Below are 20,309 nucleotides of genomic sequence, written 5' to 3' on the forward strand. Positions count from 1 at the left end.
CCGTCTTTCCCAAAAACTAACACAAGTAAATGATGTAAGTTAGGGGTGAGAAAATGTTCGGTTTATCATCTAAGAAATCAAAAAAGACTAATACAAAAACACTTTGTTCTATCCCAGAATTTATACAAACCATGAAAGAATCAAGCGATTTTGTCTCTTATAACATACTTAAAGATGAAACGTTGTGCTTGTTTTATTATAAATCTGTCGTGGAAGCACTTATTATTAAACAATTCATTTTAACTCCTATAAAAAAGGAATCGGAACAAATCCAAAACATCTCTGATTTATGTAATATTATCTCTATTGAAGACATTATTACCTCCCCTTCTATTGATGATATTCGTGAAAAATTATTAGGTGGATATATTTTAATACGCTTAAAAAACAATTCGAATCCTGATCAATATGCTTTAATTCGTGCCGAAAGTACTGTTTTAGGAAAACGATTATATAACGATACAGAAAATGAGTATAGCGTAATCGGGCCTAAAATCGGTTTCGTTGAAAACCTTGATACAAATATCCACTTATTACGCCGAAATATCGTAACGGAGCAACTCATTTTTAAAGAAGTTACCGTCGGATCTATATCAAAAACAAAAGTAGCAGTTGCTTATATAGAAGGAATTACAAATGAACAATTTGTCAACACCGCAATTCAACGGCTAGAAGACATTGACTTTGATGTCCCATTTGATTCAACTATGATTGAGCAATTTATTAGTGATAATAGCAATTCACCTTTTCCTGTTCTATTACCTACAGAACGATTAGATCGAGCTGTATTTGCATTAATTAACGGGGAAGTTTTAATTTTAACAGATGGCTCTCCATATGCTTTATCAGGACCAACAACGTTACTGGATTTTTTCATTTCACCAGAAGATTATTATTTACCGTGGATGATTGGATCGTTCTTTCGTATTATTCGTTTTTTCGGAGCTATATTTTCTCTTTTTTCCTCCGCTATTTATACAGCGGCTTTAACATATCATTATCAAATGATCCCTGCCGATCTACTAGGTCCTATTATTTTCTCGAGAGCTAACGTACCTTTTCCTCCTATTCTAGAAGCACTCTTTTTAGAAATTACAATCGAATTGCTTCGTGAAGCAGGGGCGCGTTTACCAACAAAAGTCGGACAAACGATCGGGATTGTTGGGGGGATTGTAATTGGCCAAGCATCTGTTGAAGCAGCTTTAACAAGTACAATTTTATTAATTGCAGTTGCTTTATCCGCCCTTGCATCTTTCACAACACCGACTGTAAAGATGTCTTCTACTATCCGGTTGTTACGCTTTCCGCTTATTCTCTTAGCCGGTGCATTCGGAGGATTAGGCCTCGCTGTCGGATTTGTATTTATTTTAGCTCATTTAATTAAATTAAAATCGCTTGGATCACCTTATTTGTTACCTTTATATCCATTTCGTGGCTTAGGTACAGCAGAAGGTTTTCTTCGATTACCATTTAGTCAAACGGCACAAAGACCTTCTTTTCTTAGACCAAAATCAAAATGGCGCTACAATCCAAACAAATCGAAGCAAAAACGTGATGGTGAGAATGAATGAAAAAAATTTTATTGCACCTTATCATTATCTTCTTCGTTTTACAAACTGGCTGTACACAAACGTATATAGTGGATGCACAGCGTATTATTCATATTGCTGGATTTGACATCACAAAAAACAAAAAATTCCAAGGAACTATTCTATTCCCAGAGTACACACATGGTGTAAAGTCTAAACCAGAGACGCAAACAACATCTGCCCGTTCACTTGAAACAATTGCTTCACGATTAAATGCGAAATCTCCTCACAATGTTGTTGTAGGTCAAATGCGTGTCGTCCTATTTGGAAAGGCTCTAGGGGAACGCGGAATGGGAGAGATTATTACTAACTTACAACGTGACCCAAATATCGGGCGTGATGTACAACTAGCAATTGTAGATGGATCGGCTGAAGAGCTTTTAAATTACGGGAAAAAAAATGGGTCTTTATATATTGCTGATTTACTCGAGCAAAATATAAGAAATGAGAACATTCCACAAACTGAATTAAACATTTTTTTATATAATTATTACTCTTCTGTATGTGATGCCTATGTTCCTTATATTAAAATGGACGATAATCATTCTGTCGCTGTCAAAGGACTTGCCTTTTTAAAAGGCGATAAAGTCGTCATGTATACGGATAAAAGACATTCTGTTTTAGCAAAATTACTTATTAATCCTACGAAAAATGGACGTTACGAAGCAGCAATAAAAAAGGATAAACATAAAGGTATGGTTGTGATACAAAACTTAGCTGGGAAAAACAAATATGATATAGATCAAACTGGCGACATACCAAAAGTAAAAATCCATTTAAAATTAAATGGATTAATTAAAAACTCTCCTAATTGGATTGATTTAAGAAAAGAAACAAATATCAACTATATAAAAAAACAAATTGAACGAAATGTCGAAAAAGACTGTGAAGATTTAATAAAACAATTTCAAGAAAAGGAAATTGATCCGTTAGGAATACGAGATGAAATTAGAAGCCATACGAGAAAATGGAATATAAAACAAATTCGAAATATGTATAAAAATGTAGCGGTAGATATAAATTTAGATCTTAATATTGTACAATCTGGAATCGGAGAATAGTGAGGTGAAATAAGCGATGAATACAATGAATAAAACAAAGACAGTATCTCCATATTTTGCATTTATTTTATTGCATTCTCTCCAGATTGGTATAGGAATTCTCGGATATCAACGTGTAATTTTGAAAAATGCAGGTTATGATGCTTGGATTTCTCTTATTATTGCAGGTATTGCAACTCATATTGTACTGTTTTGTATGTTAAAAATGCTTGAAAAAGACGGAGATTTAATTAGTATTCATACAACAACCTTTGGAAAATGGGTTGGCTCTATATTTTCTGTAATTTTCACTCTTTATTGCTTATTATTTTGCCTTACTGTTCTTCGTACATATATGGAAGTGATACAAGTTTGGATTTTCCCTACCATTAAGTTATGGAAACTTACGCTTATGTTTTTATTAGTCACTTACTACATTATAAAAGGTGGCTTCCGTTCTGTGACAGGGATATGTTTTTGGGGTATTGTTCTTCCTATGTTCGTTGTATTCTTTTTAGTCTATCCGATGAAGTATGCACATTTTCGTAATATTTTACCTATTTTTACACATTCACCTTTTGACATGCTTATATCTGCAAAACACTCTGCATTGGAATTTCTAGGGTTTGAAACAATTCTTATCTTTTATCCCTTTATTGAAAAAGGAAAATCTTTAAAAAGATGGGCCCATGCTGGAATTGCTTTTAGCACCTTAATTTATGTAGTTTTAGCTATCGTATCTTTTATGTATTACAGCGAGGGACAATTAAACCGTACTATTTGGCCTACTTTAACGATGTTAAAAATAATTAAAGTTCCTTTTATTCAGCGCTTTGAATATATTATTATTTTCGTTTGGTTTTTAATTATTTTACCAAACCTTTGCTTAACCATTTGGTCATCATGTCAAACGATGAAGCGTTCCTTTCATATTTCATTTAAATTTACATTACCGTTTTTTATTTTCATCATATTTTCAGCTTCTCTGTTCCTCACAAACCGTGAAAGTATCAACACATTAAATACCGTACTATCTCAAGCGGGTTTATATATTGTATACACTTATATCCCGATTTTATTTTTGTTTCATTCACTAAGATGGCACTTCAAAAATCGTTCAAAAAAAACTTCTCCCTAGGTGTCCCTTAGTCTGATACAATTTTATTAATACATTTGTAAAGGGGACAAGCGAATGAAAAAGTATGTATTTTCTTTACTTGCAGTACTAAGCTTAATTCTTGCTGGATGCCGAAGTACTGGTACAAATGACCAAAAATCTTCTGAATCAAAACAAGAAGAACATGACCACGCATCGCACACTCAGCAAGCTGACATTCAAGAGAAAACAAAAGGAGTCGACACACTTCCAACCTTCCTAGATAAGCTTGATCCACAAATGAAAGATATCTACACCGTCGCTGGACAAAATGCAGAGCTATTAGATTGGATTCCATGCTATTGTGGTTGCGGTGAAAGTGTAGGACATAAAAATAATAAAAACTGCTTTATTCGTGAAATTAAAAAGAATGGTGAAGTTGTTTGGGACTCCCATGCAACGACTTGCGTCAATTGCCTAGAAATTGCAGTTGAATCTGCTTCCATGAAACAAAAAGGAAAATCAACGCTTGAAATTCGTAACTATATCGATAATAAATACAAAGAAGGCTATGGCAAACCAACACCTACGCCAATGCCAAAAGCTTAAAAAACGAGGGAATTCCTCGTTTTTTCTTTTCATTCTCATTTTTTCTTAACAAATTCTTTCAAGTGTATTTCTCCTTACTTATCACACACTATATATAACTCTCGGTAAGGAGGGTACACAGTGCAAACATATAACGACTATGATAAAGCTCTCTATTACACGTATTGCTGTAATTGGGATAAATTACTCGTTCTCATGGTTCAAACGAACGATCAATTATTTTCTAAGCGTATTGAGCATTTTTTACACGCTTATCAATACAGCAAGGAACTGCCAGAAGTTGATAAACAATTGCAGCTCCTATTTCAATATATTGACCACGCATCCCAAAAGTCGCATGTAGAAGAAGTAGAACAAATTCAAATGTAAACTATAGCGCTATTCTCTTCCGGAGAATGGCGCTTTTTTTAAATTTTTATATCAATAAAAGTTTCTCCTCATAAAACTTTTATTGATAAACATATTTTTTCTTTCTTTTCCATACCACTTCATACTATAATTTAGTATGTAACTATTATAAGAGAGGTATAAAATATGGGACGAGAAAAAAAGCAAGAATATGCTTTACTTACCGCATGGGGAGCTTCTTTTATCGCTACACTGGGAAGTCTTTATTTTTCCGAAATCATGAAATTTGAGCCTTGTGTACTTTGTTGGTATCAACGTATTTTTATGTATCCATTCGTTTTATGGCTCGGTATCGCTGTAGCAAAAAAAGATTATCGCATCGCAAGTTATTCTTTACCAATTGCAAGTATTGGTGCTTGTATTTCTTTATATCACTATGCAATTCAAAAAGTCCCAGCGTTTTCAGCTGCTGGAGCAGCTTGCGGTCGTGTACCCTGCACCGGAGAATTTATAAACTGGTTTGGTTTTATTACAATCCCGTTTTTAGCACTTATCGGCTTTATTACAATCGCTGTTTGTAGCTTTATTGTCATCAAAAACAAATAAGGAGATGAAAGAATGAAAAAAATGCTTATATTTGGTGGTATTATTATCGCCTTGTTCGTAGCAATTTTCGCTGTCACACAAATGGAAGAAAAAAATGCTACTAGCCAAAAGATTGATAATCCTACTGAAAGTAAGACAAACGGTCCTGACTACTACACAAATAAAATCTCTCTTTCAGATCTTCAAAAGAACTTAAAAGAGAAAAAAGAAGAAACAGTATACTTTTATCAAACATCTTGCGTTCATTGCCAAAAATTATCTCCTGTCCTAGTGCCAATGGCTAAAGACTTAAACGTTGATATGAAAGTTATGGATATTGAAAAATTAGATGCTCCTTGGGATGAATATAAAATTCAAGGAACACCAACAATCATTCATTTTAAAGATGGCAAAGAAGTGAGCCGTATTAGCGGTGAACAGCCGAAAGATAAATTAAAAGAATGGCTTGAGCAAACGAAAAAGTAACTAGAAAAGGAAACTCCTTCTACACATGAAATGGGTGTAAAATCCCACACTAATGTATAAGGAGGGGGTTTTATGCCAGAAGTAAGATGTTCTGTTTCCAACTGTTCTTTTTGGGGACAAGGTAACTTTTGTCAAGCAAGTGCGATCATCGTTCAGCCTGATGCAGATGAAACTGGTCAAACTGAAAATGATTCATATACAGCTACTGTTTTAACAAACGAGACGCTAGAAAGTTCTGTAGCAACGAGTGTAGAAACTTGTTGTCATACATTTAAGCCTAAATATTAAACAAAAAAAGCATGCGATTAATCGTATGCTTTTTACATTCCCCTCCAAAAATCATGCATAATAAAAAAGTACAAAATAACGAGAACGGCCGTCCCGCATAAGGTAATGCGCCGATATATACTCTTCTCTCCTTCCCTCGCTTTCACAAACGCCCAAATAAATCCGAAGAACAATATTAAATCAACATATGGAACATAAAAAGAAAAGACGAGAAACGCATATAAATACACGATAAATAAACAGGTCGTTACTAAAAAAACTTTAAACGCAAATTCACTTTTCATAATATAACCGCCCCCTATCTGTACTGTATTATATTCAGCAAAATATAATAGTTGCAGTTAAACTCCAAGTATAAATAAGCTACCGTCTATAAAACGGTAGCCATTACGGAACATTGTATTTCCGTTTATATATATTACTTAAAATTGAAGAAGGAATTTGCTCGTAACGAATTTTCTCTCCTGTTTCATCTATAATATACAAATTGTTTCCTATATAATATATTCCATCTTTTCGTTTTGAGTACACTGGATATCTTTCATTTGGCAATACCGTTTTCACTTTTGTTAACTGTCCATTTGGTTCTTGCCAATATATATCCGCGCGGTCTACTAGCGTAAGTACTCCAATTTGTTCTTCTTCTATTTTCCGACTATTCCAGCTCACAACGCGATAACCAAGCTTATTCGCTTCATATTCGGGGCTCGTATGAAAACGAGAAATGATTACTTTTGTTTGTAATTGTACTCTGTCATATAACCATTGTATATCCCTGTCATGCATGCGAATACAACCATTTGATTCCCTACTTCCAATCGTCCATTCCCGATTTGTCCCGTGAATCGCATATTCATTCTTATCTAGTCCAAGCCACCTCGTACCGAGAGGATTATTCGGTGCACCCCCAGGTATTTTTTTTCGATGGTATTCTTTATTTTTAAATTTAGTTATAATACAAAAGTTACCTTCAGGCGTAGGTGTACGATCTCTTCCAGTCGTTACTGGAAATGTTTTTGTATAATTTCCATTCTCAAAAAAAGACAACTGATTTGTCGTAAGATTCACTAATATTAAATGATCTGTATTAGCAAAAGCACTAACCGGTAGGATGAAAAATAATAGTATGACGAAACATAACTTTTTCAGCTATATCCCCCCTAGCGCTCACTATAATAAGTGGAATTAACATTACTTTGCTCTTATAAATGAAAACTATCCATTTACAATAACGCCCCCATTTACATGTATCATTTGTCCAGTAACATAAGAAGAATCACCAGACGCTAAATATACGTATGCCGGCGCTAACTCATATGGTTGACCAGGCCTTTGCATTGGGACATTGCTCCCAAACTGAGAGACTTTCTTCTCATCAAAGCTCGATGGAATAAGCGGTGTCCAAATCGGTCCTGGTGCAACACCATTTACCCGAATCCCTTTTTGCACTAACGATTGAGAAAGTGATCTTGTAAAAGCTACGATTGCTCCTTTCGTCGCGGAATAATCAATTAACGTTTCATTTCCTTCATATGCAACGATAGATGCCGTATTTATAATGACATCCCCTTTCTTCAAATGAGAAAGGGCTGCTTTCGCAACGTGAAAATAAGAAAAAATATTAATACGAAAAGTCTTTTCTAGCTGTTCTGCTGTAATATACTCTAGTCCTTGCTGCGGATATTGCTGCGCGACATTATTTACTAAAACCTGTAAACTACCTAGCTGCTGGACGGTCTCTTGAACAACATCTTTACAATGCTGTTCATCACTTAAATCACCCGGCAACAATACACACTTTACACCTTCTTTCTCAACATATTGCTTCGTCTCATTAGCATCTTCTTCCTCATCTAAATAAGCAATCGCAACATTTGCTCCTTCTTTTGCAAAGGCGATGGAAACTGCTCGTCCAATTCCGCTATCTCCCCCTGTAATTAATACATTCTTTCCTTTTAACTTTTCGCTACCTTTATAATTGGGATCTTCAAACTGTGGTAGAGGATTCATTAATGATTCAATACCAGGCTGCTTATTTTGATGTTGCGCAGGCATTGTTACAAAGTTTTTTTGCTGTGGCATAGCTGCTTTCAACTCCTTTTCCTTAGCATGTGCACAATAAAAAGCTGAAATTCACACATCGGTTTACGATTAATATTCGAATTTAAGACACAAAATATGAATTGTTATAAACTTTTTATGCAAAACTATTGCAAAATAGATAAAAAACGAATATTATATATAACTGTTGTGAAAATTATTCGTAAACAGAAAGGATGTTTATATGTTTAACCTTTCAAAACATAAAACTTCTATTAAAACTGAAATTATGGCAGGTATTATTACCTTCTTAACAATGGCATATATCATTGTCGTAAACCCTGTTATCCTTGGAGATGCAGGTGTTCCATTTGAACAAGCATTTACAGCAACAATTATTGCTGCTGTTGTCGGAACATTATTTATGGCAATCTTTACAAACTTACCAATCGCAATCGCGCCAGGTATGGGATTAAATGCTTACTTCTCTTACTCTGTTGTAAAAGCGCATGAAGGCATGACTTTCGCAATTGCATTCTCTGCTGTATTCGTAGCAGGTATGATTTTAATTTTGCTATCATTTACATCTTTCCGTACAAAATTAATGGAAGCAATTCCTGAAAACTTAAAACATGCAATTACTGCTGGTATCGGGTTATTTATCGCCTTTATCGGTTTACGATTAACTGGTATCGTTACAAAAAATGATGCAAACTTAGTTGGACTTGGTGATCTTCACTCTGCTCCAGTTCTACTAGCATTAGCTGGACTTGGAATTACTATTATCCTTATGTCTTTAAATGTAAATGGCGCACTATTTATCGGTATGCTATTAACTGGTATTATCGCTTTCTTCACAGGACAATTAACATTCTCAAACGGTGTTACATCAATGCCTGGATTACCAGAAGGAATTATCGTTTCAAATCCAATTACTGCTGTATCTGACGTAATTAACTACGGATTATACGGCGTTGTATTTTCATTCTTCCTTGTTACATTATTTGATACAACAGGTACATTACTTGGGGTAGCTCAACAAGGTGGATTTATGAAAGACGGAAAACTCCCAAAAGCTGGACGAGCTCTTCTATCTGACTCATTCTCAGCAACTATTGGTTCTATGTTCGGAACGACACCATCAACAGCTTACATTGAATCATCTGCTGGTGTTGCAGCTGGTGGTCGTACTGGTTTAACAACTGTTACAGTAGCTGTTCTATTCGCACTAGCAGCATTCTTCGGACCATTAGTAAGTGCTGTCTCTGGTGTATCAGCTATTACTGCTCCATCATTAATTATCGTTGGTAGTCTTATGATGGGTTCAGTTCGCCACATCGATTGGGACGCATTTGATGAAGCATTCCCAGCATTTTTAGTAATCTTAAGCATGCCTCTTACATCAAGTATCGCAACAGGTATCGCACTTGGATTTATTTCATATCCACTTATGAAAGTGGCAAAAGGTAAATTCCGTGCTGTTCACCCACTTGTATATGTATTTGGAATTTTGTTTGCTTATCAATTGATATTCTTACCACATTAAAAAAGTAGAGCATCGAAATCCGATGCTCTACTTTTCTTTTACAACAATCATTCAAACTATAAAGGCACCTCCAAAATATGAAGAAGGTTATAACCTTTTAATACTTCTCTTCTACCTTTAATTCTTTACTATACTTTTGAATGAAAACTGATGAAATAACCATTACTATGCCCACACTAAAACCAATAAGTTGATCTATTAACATTTCATCATGAATAAACCAGCGAAGTAAAAATACGCTACCAAAAATAAACATCATAATAAACCCAGTATGCCTAAGTCCTTTATAGACATTTTCCATATGTATCACCTCTTCACATAACATTATCCATATTATACCATACAACCATCAAGTAACCGTATCGTCCTCTGACAATATGCAGCTACCTTTTGATCATGTGTAACAACTAACACTGTTTTTCCTTCTTTATTAATCTCTTGTAAAATACTCATAATTTTCTCCCCATTTTCTTGATCAAGAGCACCAGTCGGTTCATCAGCAAGTATAATTTTTGTATCTTGTGCTAAAGCCCTTGCTATTGCTGTTCTTTGCTGTTCTCCTCCTGATAACTCGTAAGGATATTTGTTAATATGCCTCTCAAGCCCTACCATTTTCAGCATTTCTTTTGATATTTGCATACGTTTCTTATGAGAAATTCTTCTATATATAAGCGGAAGCATTACATTTTCAACAACTGTATAATCATCTAATAGCGAAAAGTTCTGAAACACAAATCCAACTTCCGTGTTTCTATACTTATGATAATTTGACTTGAATGTACTCGTATCCATTCCATCTAAAAAATACTTTCCAGTAGAGGGGCTATCAATTAAGCCAATAATGTTAAGCAAGGTTGATTTCCCAGAACCAGATGGTCCCATAATGGCTATCATTTCGCCTTTTTCTATTGTAAGATTAATATCTTGTAAAGCACTAAAATTACTCTTTCCGTATCCCTTAGCCACATTTGCGAGCTGAATCATCTATAACACCTCTTTCATATATGTATTTTTTATTTTTAGTACATTGAAATAAATGATTGCATATATAACGAGGACCATTACAAGTGATAAAGCACCTATAACAACCAATGATTCTATAGAGACTTTTAACGTTCCAAAGAAAGATACTATACTATTTTCTAGCCCTTTCTGAATTTCAATTACTCCGCTATTCTCCCATTGAAAATACATTATGCCTATACATATCGCTAAAACGAATAACAACATATACTCAATAATAAATGGAAGACATATTTGAAAAGTGCTTGCACCTAACGCTGATCTAATAGAAATATTTTTACGCTCCATATAAAGTGCTGCCATTGATGTTAATACAATAGATAGAAATGAAAAAAATAAGACTGTACCGCTTAATAATAAGGGGTATGACATATTATCAATACCTTGTTTTTCGTTTTCTAACAATTTATTCGGATTTGTAACATAATACGAATAACCCTTACCTTCTGTTACCTTTAATACTTTCTTTTGAAGTTCATTTATATTTATCTTATCATTTGTTTCTATAATTAACCCATTGTATAAAAGTTCTACACTATAGAACTCTATTTCTTCTGTTCCAATTGGTAAAATCGCCATGTCATCTAATAATGTAATACGATTATCCGATATTTCACCACTTCGAGGATATGTAAATGGTGAATTTTTTTCTAAAAAACCAATTACTTTTAGCTTCATTTTTCCAGATGGTATAACATCACCAATAGATACCTTTTCTATATAATTAGCCCCTAATATAACAGGTCTAATATCAAATACTGATTTATGAAATTCCGATTCCTCAAAATATCTTCCTTGTGAAATTCGTATACAAAAGTACTTATTAATATCTTTATCAACAATAAGAGTCTTTATCGTTCCATTTTCTTTTTTTAAACTAAGTGAATAGTTACGGAACAGATAATTAGTTTTATTTGTTATTGGTATCATATTAGATAACCCTTGCATGAAATGTTGATAATCATTTTTCGCTTTTTCTTCGCTAAACAAGGTTATATCTTGCGTCGCATAAAGTTCATAGAAATTTTTATGAGTCGATAAATTATTTGCTACCGTCATCATTTTTCGATATCCCGAAAGATTACTAACAAATTCTATTGCTGAAGAAAATGCAATAATTAAAGAAATTACTATAATCAAACTTGGTAACAACCGTTTTTTCACAGACCGTATAGAATCAAATATAAAAAACATGACGACCTCCTACGTTCTTAAATGTTTTCCAGGATATATATTTATAATGTGCTTGATTGGAATTACAGTAACAAAAATTGTAAGAAAAATTATAAAAATAACATTGCATATCAATACATATAGTGTTAACGGTTTTACTAAGTATGTCTGAAAATAAGTATGAATTGTTCCCGAAAATATTTCTAACGTAATAAAAACTAAGAACATCGCTGCTAGAGAAATAAACAAAATTTGAATATATAGTTCGCAGTAGATAGATATATTAGAAGCACCTACTGCTTTTTTTAATGAAATCTCTCTTTCTTTTTTATAAATCCAAAATAAAACCGCAGAAATGCCAGAAACAATTGCAACAAGAATAAATTTATAATAATACTTATTTGCTGGATCTATATGTGTCACATGTAGTTCTTGAAGATCTCGTTCATTCAGCATTTGAACATCTCCCGAAAGCACTTCTTTACTCCTACCCATAAACTTTTTTATTTCGTTATGAATAGATGATGTAGGATTAACAACTGTTAATTGTAATTGTTTACTCTCGATAATACCTTTTTTAGATATAGTAGGTAAGTTTTGAAGTGGAACGTATATGCCTGCTACACCGACGTCACTGTCTTTTCTTGATATAGTTCCTATTTTTTTATATGTATCATCAAATTCATATAACTCCTCTACATTCGTTTGATCGCCAACAACCATATCGTTTACATTTTCATGATGAAAATATTGTCCTTCAGAAATATATGGCTTCCAATAATAATCATCTTTTAAATTCACAGCTATGATCTTTGTTGCCCCTGAACTATTTAATGCTTTTAAATGCTCTACATAAATATCACTTTTAACAAAAGTATCTTGTATGAAAGAAATTATCTCTTCCAATTCAGTTGCATTCGCTATCGGAACAGTTAAAACTTGGTTCTTCTCTGGAAAACCGATTTGAAAAGCCGATATAAAGTTTCGTTTAGACTCTGTTAAAAGTGCGGCTATTGATATAGAAAGAAAAGAAATAAAAAATGACATAAGGAGAATTAAGAAAAACAGTTTATTGCTTTTTATATTTTTAAAAGCTAGGTACATGTCTGTGCTCCTTTTAAATAAGAAGGAGATGATGAACATCCCCTTCTCCTTATCTAAATATTTATAAAGACAACTGTTTAATGCTTTTTACCACTGTAATCGTAAGTTACCATTACTATCAAAAGTACCTTTGTGTGTATCTTCTTGATAGTCATTATTCTCATTTGCATAATGCTCCGAGTATAGTCCTTTTGCACCAAAGGCGTTATATGCACCATTACTCACAGTTGCGTTTAATGCTCTTCCAGATTCATGGGATCCTAATTTGTCTGAAGCGCTTTCAATATATGAATTATTTCCATTTGATTTAATAAAAGAAATTGCTACTGAACAACGAGATGCATTTTGATTCGTAGTAGTTTGAGCTCTGTAAGATAGTAGGTTACCGCTTTTGTGACCGCTTAGAGTTGGATAGAATGCACTTGTTGAGATTGATGTTGCTAATAATACTAAAGTCGTAATTGAAAAAACTTTTCCTTTCATTAACAATCGCCTCATAAATTTAATAGTTTAGTAGCGCTACATCATCATAATATCCTTCAAATAAATTCTCCTCAACAAGAAACCCCGATGTTTTACAAACTCTTTAAACACTTAAACATTCATACATTTTTAAAAAGTAACGGATAAGCAAGCAATACAAAAAAAGGCTGCAGAGAACTCCATCTCCACAGCCTAGTACTTATTTTTGCAAAAACGCCTGCAAATCTGCAAACTGTCTCTTTGCATCTTCATAGCCTTGCTCATATAAATTTTGTAGTTTTGCTGTATCTTTTTCCATACGATCTACTTGAAGCGGCACTTCTGGGCGAATAACAAATAAATTCCCAGCTTGTTCTTCTTTTTCAATGTAGTGAAGTGTTTCATTATACACTTCATAACGATTCAGCATCGTGTTAACAAGGTTCGGATATTTTTTATAAGCTTTCGCTGCAACCCATCCAAACTTTGATTTTTTCTTCGCGTAGCCATGATTTCTCGTTAAAATAACGACTGATTTTTTAAATCCATCCTCTTGCGCTTTACGAACTGGAATTGGATCAGAAATCCCGCCATCTAACAGTTGTTTACCGCGGTAATTTACTACTGGTGCAATGAAAGGCAATGAACTAGACGCTTGTAATAAATTTAGCGCATCATCATTCGTTCCTTCTTTTTCAAAATAAACAGATTGCCCTGTTTCACAATCCGTCGTTCCTACAAGGAAACGTTCCGGGCTATTAAAGTATGTTTCAAAATCAAACGGCACATGCTTTTCTGGAATTTCATGAAAAATGAAATCCATATCAAATAACTGCCGTTTTCTCCATAAGTTTTTATACGATAAATATTTCGGATGTGATGCATAATCAATATTGACCGTTTTATTTCTATTTCTTTGTCTGGAAAGATACGACGCTGCATGACAAGCACCAGCTGATACACCAATTACATATGGAAAATATAAATCTTGTTCCATAAAATATTCTAATATCCCGCCCGTGTACACACCACGCATACCGCCGCCTTCTAATACTAACCCCGTATTTTCAAGCATGTTACTCTCTCCTCTATATATATTGACTCTTTAATTATTCACCATGTTAAGTATCTTTTTCTATTATATATGAGTTCTTTCAGAAATTATATTTAAAAGACTTGAGAAAAAGGAGTTTTTTCTTCCAATTATATTTCCAAATGACCGGAGACATCCTTTATAAACCTTTGAATAAAATCTTGCTCTTCTTTCGTATATCCATCTAAAAGTAACAACCACTTTTCTTCAGCTTGCTTATGCAATTTTTCATGAGCTTTATATATTTTATTCCCACTTTCCGTTAAGCGGAAGAAGATTTCTTTTTGATTATCTAACATTTGCATCTTCTCAACGAATTGCTTTTGAAACAACTTTGTACAAATTTTAGAGATTGCTCCCTTCGTCATGCCCATTTCTGTCGTAATTGCCGTTACATTTATCAAACCATTTTTTCCGATACATTCGATTACATGTAACTCAGATAAAGACATACTACTTACACCTGTCTCACGAAGAAACTTCTCATTTTGTCGTTTTAAATGTTCTTCTTTTTTATGCAAAAGTGTACGAATGTCCGAAAGTATTTCCATTTGCTTCGTTGCATGCTTCAATCCGTTCGCCTCCTAAGTTTCCAAAGAAACAATTTAACTATATACCATTTTAAAACCATTTTTTCATCTTTACAAGTGAGAAAATCATGTTAAAATAAATTTAGTTTCCTAGGAAACTAAATAATAAGGAGGTTAACATGATGAAAAAATCTAAACTAACTTTTATTTTATATGTTGTCTGTATTAGTGCCTTATTCGGTTCCTTCGCTCAAAATATTTACACACCTATCTTACCGATGATTCAAAATTCTTTTCATACTTCTCTTTATCTTGTAAATGTAACAGTTTCACTTTTTACATTCGTTCTTGCGATTATGCAGCTCATATATGGCCCTTTAATTGATACAAAAGGGAGAAAATCTGTCCTTATTCCTAGTTTAATTATTAGTACGATTGCTTCAATCGGATGTGCTTTTTCGGCAAACATTTATTTATTTCTCTTTTTTAGAGCTGTTCAAGCTATAGGAATAGCGGTTATACCTGTAGTTTCAGCAACGATTATCGGCGATTTATTTGAAGGAAAAGAACGCGGAGAAGCGATGAGCCTATACCAAATGTTACTTGCCCTCGCACCTGCAATGGCTCCTCTCATAGGTGGTTATCTTGGCAGTATAAATGGTCACTTATCTGTATTTCTCTTTTTATCTACACTTGGCATTATCTTATTAATGATAAACATTTCACTACTTCCAGAAACAAAGCCAAATGTAATTAAGCAGTCTAAAGCACAAAAGAATTACTCTCTTATCTTAAAAAATAAAACTGGATTTTCTATTACTCTTATTGGCTTCATTCAATTTTGTATTTACTTTTGCTTTCTCGTTTTTTTACCGAGTATTTTAACAAATTCATTTCATTTAGCTGCAAATGAAATTGGTCTTATGTTTGTGCCAATGTCTCTTTCTATCATGCTAGGAAGTTTTTGCTACAAGTTTTTGCAAAAACGCCTCACAACAAAGCCAACTTTATTTATTACGAGTTTCTTCAATATTATATGTGTCTTTTTATTCTCTTTCACATATAACATCAATATCCCATTCATCATTATCGTTACATCTTTGTACGGTTTTAGTATGGGACTTTCTATGCCAACTCACACTACTTTATTAACAGAAGAATTCGTACAAGAACGTGCAACAGCTATCGGTATATACAACTTCATCCGCTATCTTGGTATGGGTACAGGGCCACTTATAGGTGGATTTCTTTTATTTAACCAAAATTACTTTTGGATTTTCTTCCTAGGCGCAATTATGTTTTTACTTGTAATCTTATATGCAATGAAAATGCTAAGTTTTCATGCTGTACAAAAATTAAAATAGAGCCCCCAAAATGTCGGCTCTATTTTACCCTCTTTGATCCGCAACAATATGAATATCAATATACTTTGTTTGTCTCATAATTTCATTTACAATAGAGCCTTTTCGTATTTCTTCCCACCTTGTTCTTGCAGATTGTCCAAGTAAAATTTGCGTCACTTGTAATCTTCTTGCGACTTCAATAATAACATCCGCTGGTTTTCTCCCTTTCGCCTCTTCTAATACAAAACTCGCATCAAATTGATTGGTTAACGATTTCCACTCTTCAATCGTCTGCTTTTTTCCAGCTGAAATAGAATCTATATTTTCCCTCTCAACGTTTAATACGTACAATTCAGCATTTAATCGATCAGCCATGCGCCATCCCCGTCTTATTAATTTCTCCGCTGTTGAACTGTATTGTACACAAACGAGAATTTTTTCTTTTACGCCAATTGGTTCTATTACTGTTTGGCTAATTTTCTCGTCCATATCATCGGCAACTTCTCGAAGTGATAATTCCCTAAGTGCTCCTAAATTATTAAGTGTAAAGAAGTTTTGTAAGCTTTGCTGAATTTTTTCTTCTTTATATATCTTTCCGTCTATTAGTCTCTTCCTTAATACCTCAGGCGTTGCATCAACGAGCTGAATTTCATTTGCTTTTTGTAAAATAAAATCTGGAATTCGTTCTCTTACTTTTACATTCGTAATTTGAGCTACAATATCATGAACACTTTCTAAATGTTGAATATTAAAAGCTGATAATACCGATATACCAGCCTCTAACAATTCCTGCACATCCATATAACGTTTCTTATGTTTAGAACCAGGAACATTACTATGAGCAAGTTCATCCACTACGACTACTTGCGGCGCGCGTTTTTTTATTCCTTCCACATCAAGCTCATAAAATACCTTTCCTTTATACTGTATTTCTTTCAAAGGAACTTTTTCTAAATCAGCAATTGCTTCTTCCGTCTCTTTTCTTCCATGCGTTTCAATTAAACCAATTACAATATCAATTCCATCTTTTTTCATTTCCCTTGCATCAAAGAGCATTTTATAACTTTTTCCTACGCCTGGAGCTGCTCCTACATATAGCTTTAACTTTCCCCGATTTTGCTGACGAATATATTCTAAATATTCCTCTGGCGTTCGCCTTTGAAACTTCGGTTCATAATCATCTGCATACAAAATAAACACTACCTTTCATTCGAAACAACGCTACCTCAATCCTTTAGATTGAGGTAGCACTGTTGCTATTTTATTAATTTCTGTAACTCTAAATTTAATTTTAAGACGTTCACACGATCTTCTCCAAACAAGCCGAGTGCAGCGCCTTCCGTTTGATCCTTAATCAATTGATTAAGTTTTTCTTTCGGAATATTCGTTAATTTCGAGATGCGATCCACCTGCACCGAGGCCGCCTTTGGACTAATATCAGGATCAAGCCCTGAACCTGAATTTGTCACTAAATCTATCGGTACTTCTGTGACTGGAACAGCTGGATTTTTTTCCTTCCAGTCCGCAATACTTTTCTCTACTCGCTTTGCTAAATCTGGATTAGATGGTGCATAGTTATTTGAACCAGATGCTTCAGCCTTATATTCAATACTAGAAACACGCCCTTGAAAATAACGTGGATCCGTGAAGTTTTGACCAATTAATTTAGAACCAATCACTTCATTTTTATCATTATATATTAGACTTCCATCCGCATTATCCTTCATCACTGCTTGTGCAATACCAGTAACAATAAGTGGGTATACAAGTCCACACAACACTAGAAATGTAAAAGTAATACGGATAATTGGTGATAGCATACTTTGTTTCTTCTCCATCTTTTTCCCCTCTTCCTTATATGAACAAGCCGACAATCATATCAATTACCTTAATTCCAATGAACGGAACGATAACTCCGCCAAGCCCATAAATAAGTAAGTTTCGGCTAAGCAATGCATTAGAACTCATCGGTTTATATGCAATACCTTTCATCGCTAACGGAATGAGTAATGGAATAATAACAGCGTTAAATATTAATGCTGATAAAATCGCTGACAGTGGTGATGTTAATTTCATAATGTTCAATGCCTCCATTTGCGGAATCGCAAGTGTAAACATTGCTGGAATGATTGCAAAATATTTCGCTATATCATTCGCAATACTAAACGTCGTTAAAGCACCTCGTGTCATTAACAATTGCTTACCGATTCCTACAACCTCAATAATTTTCGTTGGGTTCGAGTCTAGATCAATCATGTTCGCCGCTTCTTTCGCTGCTGTCGTACCACTGTTCATCGCTAATCCAACGTCCGCCTGTGCTAATGCTGGAGCATCATTTGTACCATCACCTGTCATCGCTACAAGTTTCCCTTTATCTTGCTCTGCTTTAATAACAGCAATTTTATCTTCCGGTTTACACTCGGCAACGAATTCATCTACTCCAGCTTCTTTTGCAATCGTTGCTGCCGTTAACGGATTATCACCTGTACACATAACCGTTTTAATCCCCATTTGGCGTAACTGTTCAAAACGCTCACGCATACCCGGTTTTACTGTATCCTTTAAATAAATTAAACCGTAAATACGATTATCTACTGCAACTACAAGTGGTGTTCCACCCTCTTTTGAAATTAAGTCTGCTTTTTGATTTACATCTTTCGGAATTATTCCGCCTTGTGACTCAACCCATTCAATAACGGCACCTACAGCACCTTTTCTCACTTTCGTTCCGTCTTGTAAATCAACACCACTCATTCTCGTTTCTGCTTTAAACGGAACAAACTCACCTTGTTCTGCAAGTTCTCTATTGTATGATATAGATTTTCCCTGCACATACTCGATAACAGATCGACCTTCTGGTGTTTCATCTAAAACAGAACTAATAGCGGCCCACTTTCCAACTTGCTCAATCGTTTCATTTCCTACAGGCAATAATGTATGAGCCATCCGGTTCCCAAAAGTAATCGTACCTGTTTTATCTAAAATAATTGTATTAATATCGCCAGCAGCTTCTACTGCTTTCCCCGACATCGCTAACACGTTAAACTTTGTCACACGGTCCATCCCAGCAATACCAATTGCCGATAATAGCCCACCAATTGTCGTTGGAATTAAACAAACTAATAATGCAACTAGCACAGCAGTATCAATTTGAAACCCTAAATAATTTGTAAAAATCGGCAACGTCACAACGACGATCAAGAAAATAAGAGTTAAGCTCGTTAATACTGTATTTAAAGCAATCTCATTCGGCGTTTTTTGACGAGCAGCTCCTTCTACTAAAGAAATCATTTTGTCTATAAATGATTCACCAGGATTACTCGTAATGACAATTGTAATTTCATCACTTACGACCATCGTTCCACCTGTTACAGAACAAAAATCACCGCCTGCTTCTTTTATAACAGGAGCTGATTCCCCTGTAATTGCAGATTCATCTACAGATGCTAATCCTTTGATTACTTCGCCATCATTCGGAATCATTTCTCCTTGTTTTACGATAACAACGTCACCTTTTGTAAGATCAGTTGCTGAAACTTGGACAATGTCTCCATTTTCTTTTACAACATTTGCAAACACATCTTTCTTCGACTGCTTTAAAGAATCGGCTTGCGCTTTACCACGACCTTCTGCTAATGCTTCTGCAAAATTCGCAAATAAAACTGTAAATAATAGAATGAGAGAAACTGTTATATTAAACCAACCTGGTATACTACTAGAACTACTTGGAAGAAAAGATAAAATGAACGTAATGATAAATCCAATTTCCACAACGAACATAATCGGATTCTTTATCATGACTTTCGGATTCAATTTCGCAATGGATTGCTTCATCGCATGTGTTACGATATCACGATCCATCGTTTTCGCTTGTCTAACTTCATCTTCTACAGCATGTATTTGTGACTCATTTAATTGTTTTTCTTTTACTACTACCGGTCTCATCATTTACCC

The 20,309-nt window shown here is 34.3% G+C and carries 23 protein-coding genes; 10 read left to right on the forward strand and 13 right to left on the reverse strand.

Annotated features, from left to right (window positions below):
- The first annotated feature begins 53 nt into the window (after positions 1 to 53).
- The 8 genes from HFD78_RS25810 to HFD78_RS25845 all read left to right on the forward strand — a co-directional run bounded on the left by HFD78_RS25810 (position 54) and on the right by HFD78_RS25845 (position 6,041).
- Complete coding sequence (locus HFD78_RS25810) at positions 54 to 1,571, forward strand: spore germination protein (RefSeq protein ID WP_000467489.1); 1,518 nt, start codon at positions 54 to 56, stop codon at positions 1,569 to 1,571.
- A complete protein-coding gene (locus tag HFD78_RS25815) occupies positions 1,568 to 2,650 on the forward strand; it encodes a Ger(x)C family spore germination protein (RefSeq protein ID WP_000722248.1) in 1,083 nt (360 codons plus the stop codon). The genes HFD78_RS25810 and HFD78_RS25815 overlap by 4 nt, the downstream gene beginning before the upstream one ends.
- 16 nt (positions 2,651 to 2,666) lie before the next feature.
- Complete coding sequence (locus HFD78_RS25820; protein WP_097863010.1) at positions 2,667 to 3,767, forward strand: GerAB/ArcD/ProY family transporter; 1,101 nt, start codon at positions 2,667 to 2,669, stop codon at positions 3,765 to 3,767.
- A 54-nt stretch (positions 3,768 to 3,821) separates the two neighbouring features.
- Entirely contained in the window at positions 3,822 to 4,334 is a 513-nt protein-coding gene (locus HFD78_RS25825) for a PCYCGC domain-containing protein (RefSeq protein ID WP_000761041.1), read from the forward strand.
- Between the two features lie 120 nt (positions 4,335 to 4,454).
- On the forward strand, positions 4,455 to 4,703 hold the full coding sequence (locus tag HFD78_RS25830) for a YhdB family protein (RefSeq protein ID WP_001195459.1): 249 nt from the start codon (positions 4,455 to 4,457) through the stop codon (positions 4,701 to 4,703).
- A gap of 165 nt (positions 4,704 to 4,868) precedes the next feature.
- Positions 4,869 to 5,288 carry a disulfide formation protein C gene (locus HFD78_RS25835; protein WP_000532264.1) on the forward strand — a complete coding sequence of 140 codons (420 nt, stop codon included), beginning with the start codon at positions 4,869 to 4,871 and terminating at the stop codon, positions 5,286 to 5,288.
- A gap of 12 nt (positions 5,289 to 5,300) precedes the next feature.
- Positions 5,301 to 5,753 (forward strand): thioredoxin family protein, encoded by a 453-nt coding sequence (locus HFD78_RS25840; RefSeq protein ID WP_000738450.1) that lies wholly within the window; start codon positions 5,301 to 5,303, stop codon positions 5,751 to 5,753.
- Between the two features lie 72 nt (positions 5,754 to 5,825).
- Positions 5,826 to 6,041, forward strand: coding sequence for a DUF1540 domain-containing protein (locus HFD78_RS25845; RefSeq protein WP_001115484.1), 216 nt, complete (start codon positions 5,826 to 5,828; stop codon positions 6,039 to 6,041).
- Between the two features lie 32 nt (positions 6,042 to 6,073).
- Here HFD78_RS25845 and HFD78_RS25850 read toward each other — a convergent pair whose 3' ends face one another.
- The 3 genes from HFD78_RS25850 to HFD78_RS25860 all read right to left on the reverse strand — a co-directional run bounded on the left by HFD78_RS25850 (position 6,074) and on the right by HFD78_RS25860 (position 8,123).
- A complete protein-coding gene (locus HFD78_RS25850) occupies positions 6,074 to 6,325 on the reverse strand; it encodes a hypothetical protein (RefSeq protein WP_000834195.1) in 252 nt (83 codons plus the stop codon).
- 103 nt (positions 6,326 to 6,428) lie between these two features.
- Positions 6,429 to 7,190 carry a L,D-transpeptidase gene (locus tag HFD78_RS25855; RefSeq protein ID WP_025118307.1) on the reverse strand — a complete coding sequence of 254 codons (762 nt, stop codon included), beginning with the start codon at positions 7,188 to 7,190 and terminating at the stop codon, positions 6,429 to 6,431.
- A gap of 66 nt (positions 7,191 to 7,256) precedes the next feature.
- On the reverse strand, positions 7,257 to 8,123 hold the full coding sequence (locus HFD78_RS25860) for an SDR family oxidoreductase (protein ID WP_001136285.1): 867 nt from the start codon (positions 8,121 to 8,123) through the stop codon (positions 7,257 to 7,259).
- Positions 8,124 to 8,325: 202 nt separating this feature from the next.
- Here HFD78_RS25860 and HFD78_RS25865 point away from each other — a divergent pair, with 202 nt between their 5' ends.
- Complete coding sequence (locus HFD78_RS25865; protein WP_000482710.1) at positions 8,326 to 9,627, forward strand: NCS2 family permease; 1,302 nt, start codon at positions 8,326 to 8,328, stop codon at positions 9,625 to 9,627.
- A 97-nt stretch (positions 9,628 to 9,724) separates the two neighbouring features.
- Here HFD78_RS25865 and HFD78_RS25870 read toward each other — a convergent pair whose 3' ends face one another.
- From HFD78_RS25870 to HFD78_RS25900, 7 genes are all read right to left on the reverse strand, one after another.
- A complete protein-coding gene (locus HFD78_RS25870) occupies positions 9,725 to 9,928 on the reverse strand; it encodes a hypothetical protein (RefSeq protein ID WP_000432806.1) in 204 nt (67 codons plus the stop codon).
- A 32-nt stretch (positions 9,929 to 9,960) separates the two neighbouring features.
- The gene (locus HFD78_RS25875) at positions 9,961 to 10,611 is read right to left on the reverse strand and encodes an ABC transporter ATP-binding protein (RefSeq protein ID WP_000615295.1); all 651 of its coding nucleotides are present in this window, start codon (positions 10,609 to 10,611) and stop codon (positions 9,961 to 9,963) included.
- Positions 10,612 to 11,844, reverse strand: coding sequence for an ABC transporter permease (locus tag HFD78_RS25880; protein ID WP_097863009.1), 1,233 nt, complete (start codon positions 11,842 to 11,844; stop codon positions 10,612 to 10,614). It abuts the gene before it with no gap.
- 9 nt (positions 11,845 to 11,853) lie between these two features.
- Complete coding sequence (locus HFD78_RS25885; protein ID WP_000280231.1) at positions 11,854 to 12,927, reverse strand: ABC transporter permease; 1,074 nt, start codon at positions 12,925 to 12,927, stop codon at positions 11,854 to 11,856.
- An 87-nt stretch (positions 12,928 to 13,014) separates the two neighbouring features.
- Positions 13,015 to 13,410: a hypothetical protein gene (locus HFD78_RS25890; protein ID WP_000676983.1), complete on the reverse strand. Its 396-nt coding sequence runs from the start codon at positions 13,408 to 13,410 to the stop codon at positions 13,015 to 13,017.
- A 199-nt stretch (positions 13,411 to 13,609) separates the two neighbouring features.
- Positions 13,610 to 14,464: a patatin-like phospholipase family protein gene (locus HFD78_RS25895; RefSeq protein WP_000892677.1), complete on the reverse strand. Its 855-nt coding sequence runs from the start codon at positions 14,462 to 14,464 to the stop codon at positions 13,610 to 13,612.
- Between the two features lie 128 nt (positions 14,465 to 14,592).
- A complete protein-coding gene (locus HFD78_RS25900) occupies positions 14,593 to 15,054 on the reverse strand; it encodes a MarR family transcriptional regulator (protein WP_000679676.1) in 462 nt (153 codons plus the stop codon).
- Positions 15,055 to 15,194: 140 nt separating this feature from the next.
- Between HFD78_RS25900 and HFD78_RS25905 the strand changes: the two genes are divergently transcribed.
- The gene (locus HFD78_RS25905; RefSeq protein WP_097863008.1) at positions 15,195 to 16,376 is read left to right on the forward strand and encodes an MFS transporter; all 1,182 of its coding nucleotides are present in this window, start codon (positions 15,195 to 15,197) and stop codon (positions 16,374 to 16,376) included.
- Between the two features lie 24 nt (positions 16,377 to 16,400).
- On the opposite strand, the gene kdpDN is transcribed toward HFD78_RS25905, so the two are convergent.
- Genes kdpDN through kdpB form a run of 3 tightly spaced genes read right to left on the reverse strand, consistent with a single transcriptional unit; the run spans position 16,401 to position 20,300 of the window.
- The gene (gene kdpDN / locus HFD78_RS25910) at positions 16,401 to 17,555 is read right to left on the reverse strand and encodes a KdpD-like non-kinase potassium sensor (RefSeq protein ID WP_002060772.1); all 1,155 of its coding nucleotides are present in this window, start codon (positions 17,553 to 17,555) and stop codon (positions 16,401 to 16,403) included.
- 56 nt (positions 17,556 to 17,611) lie between these two features.
- Positions 17,612 to 18,193 (reverse strand): K(+)-transporting ATPase subunit C, encoded by a 582-nt coding sequence (gene kdpC / locus HFD78_RS25915; protein WP_000412616.1) that lies wholly within the window; start codon positions 18,191 to 18,193, stop codon positions 17,612 to 17,614.
- 16 nt (positions 18,194 to 18,209) lie between these two features.
- A complete protein-coding gene (gene kdpB / locus HFD78_RS25920) occupies positions 18,210 to 20,300 on the reverse strand; it encodes a potassium-transporting ATPase subunit KdpB (RefSeq protein ID WP_001247992.1) in 2,091 nt (696 codons plus the stop codon).
- Positions 20,301 to 20,309: the final 9 nt, after the last annotated feature.

This window comes from Bacillus sp. EKM501B (genome assembly GCF_011800505.1).
Classification (GTDB): Bacteria; Bacillota; Bacilli; order Bacillales; family Bacillaceae_G; genus Bacillus_A; species Bacillus_A cereus.

Bases quoted from the DNA above. Each gene is read 5' to 3' on its own strand.
- HFD78_RS25810 (WP_000467489.1), top strand. From the start codon at position 54: ATGTTCGGTTTATCATCTAAGAAATCAAAAAAGACTAATACAAAAACA.
- HFD78_RS25815 (WP_000722248.1), top strand. From the start codon at position 1,568: ATGAAAAAAATTTTATTGCACCTTATCATTATCTTCTTCGTTTTACAA.
- HFD78_RS25820 (WP_097863010.1), top strand. From the start codon at position 2,667: ATGAATACAATGAATAAAACAAAGACAGTATCTCCATATTTTGCATTT.
- HFD78_RS25825 (WP_000761041.1), top strand. From the start codon at position 3,822: ATGAAAAAGTATGTATTTTCTTTACTTGCAGTACTAAGCTTAATTCTT.
- HFD78_RS25835 (WP_000532264.1), top strand. From the start codon at position 4,869: ATGGGACGAGAAAAAAAGCAAGAATATGCTTTACTTACCGCATGGGGA.
- HFD78_RS25840 (WP_000738450.1), top strand. From the start codon at position 5,301: ATGAAAAAAATGCTTATATTTGGTGGTATTATTATCGCCTTGTTCGTA.
- HFD78_RS25845 (WP_001115484.1), top strand. From the start codon at position 5,826: ATGCCAGAAGTAAGATGTTCTGTTTCCAACTGTTCTTTTTGGGGACAA.
- HFD78_RS25850 (WP_000834195.1), bottom strand. From the start codon at position 6,325: ATGAAAAGTGAATTTGCGTTTAAAGTTTTTTTAGTAACGACCTGTTTA.
- HFD78_RS25860 (WP_001136285.1), bottom strand. From the start codon at position 8,123: ATGCCACAGCAAAAAAACTTTGTAACAATGCCTGCGCAACATCAAAAT.
- HFD78_RS25865 (WP_000482710.1), top strand. From the start codon at position 8,326: ATGTTTAACCTTTCAAAACATAAAACTTCTATTAAAACTGAAATTATG.
- HFD78_RS25870 (WP_000432806.1), bottom strand. From the start codon at position 9,928: ATGGAAAATGTCTATAAAGGACTTAGGCATACTGGGTTTATTATGATG.
- HFD78_RS25875 (WP_000615295.1), bottom strand. From the start codon at position 10,611: ATGATTCAGCTCGCAAATGTGGCTAAGGGATACGGAAAGAGTAATTTT.
- HFD78_RS25880 (WP_097863009.1), bottom strand. From the start codon at position 11,844: ATGTTTTTTATATTTGATTCTATACGGTCTGTGAAAAAACGGTTGTTA.
- HFD78_RS25885 (WP_000280231.1), bottom strand. From the start codon at position 12,927: ATGTACCTAGCTTTTAAAAATATAAAAAGCAATAAACTGTTTTTCTTA.
- HFD78_RS25890 (WP_000676983.1), bottom strand. From the start codon at position 13,410: ATGAAAGGAAAAGTTTTTTCAATTACGACTTTAGTATTATTAGCAACA.
- HFD78_RS25895 (WP_000892677.1), bottom strand. From the start codon at position 14,464: ATGCTTGAAAATACGGGGTTAGTATTAGAAGGCGGCGGTATGCGTGGT.
- HFD78_RS25905 (WP_097863008.1), top strand. From the start codon at position 15,195: ATGAAAAAATCTAAACTAACTTTTATTTTATATGTTGTCTGTATTAGT.
- kdpC (WP_000412616.1), bottom strand. From the start codon at position 18,193: ATGGAGAAGAAACAAAGTATGCTATCACCAATTATCCGTATTACTTTT.
- kdpB (WP_001247992.1), bottom strand. From the start codon at position 20,300: ATGAGACCGGTAGTAGTAAAAGAAAAACAATTAAATGAGTCACAAATA.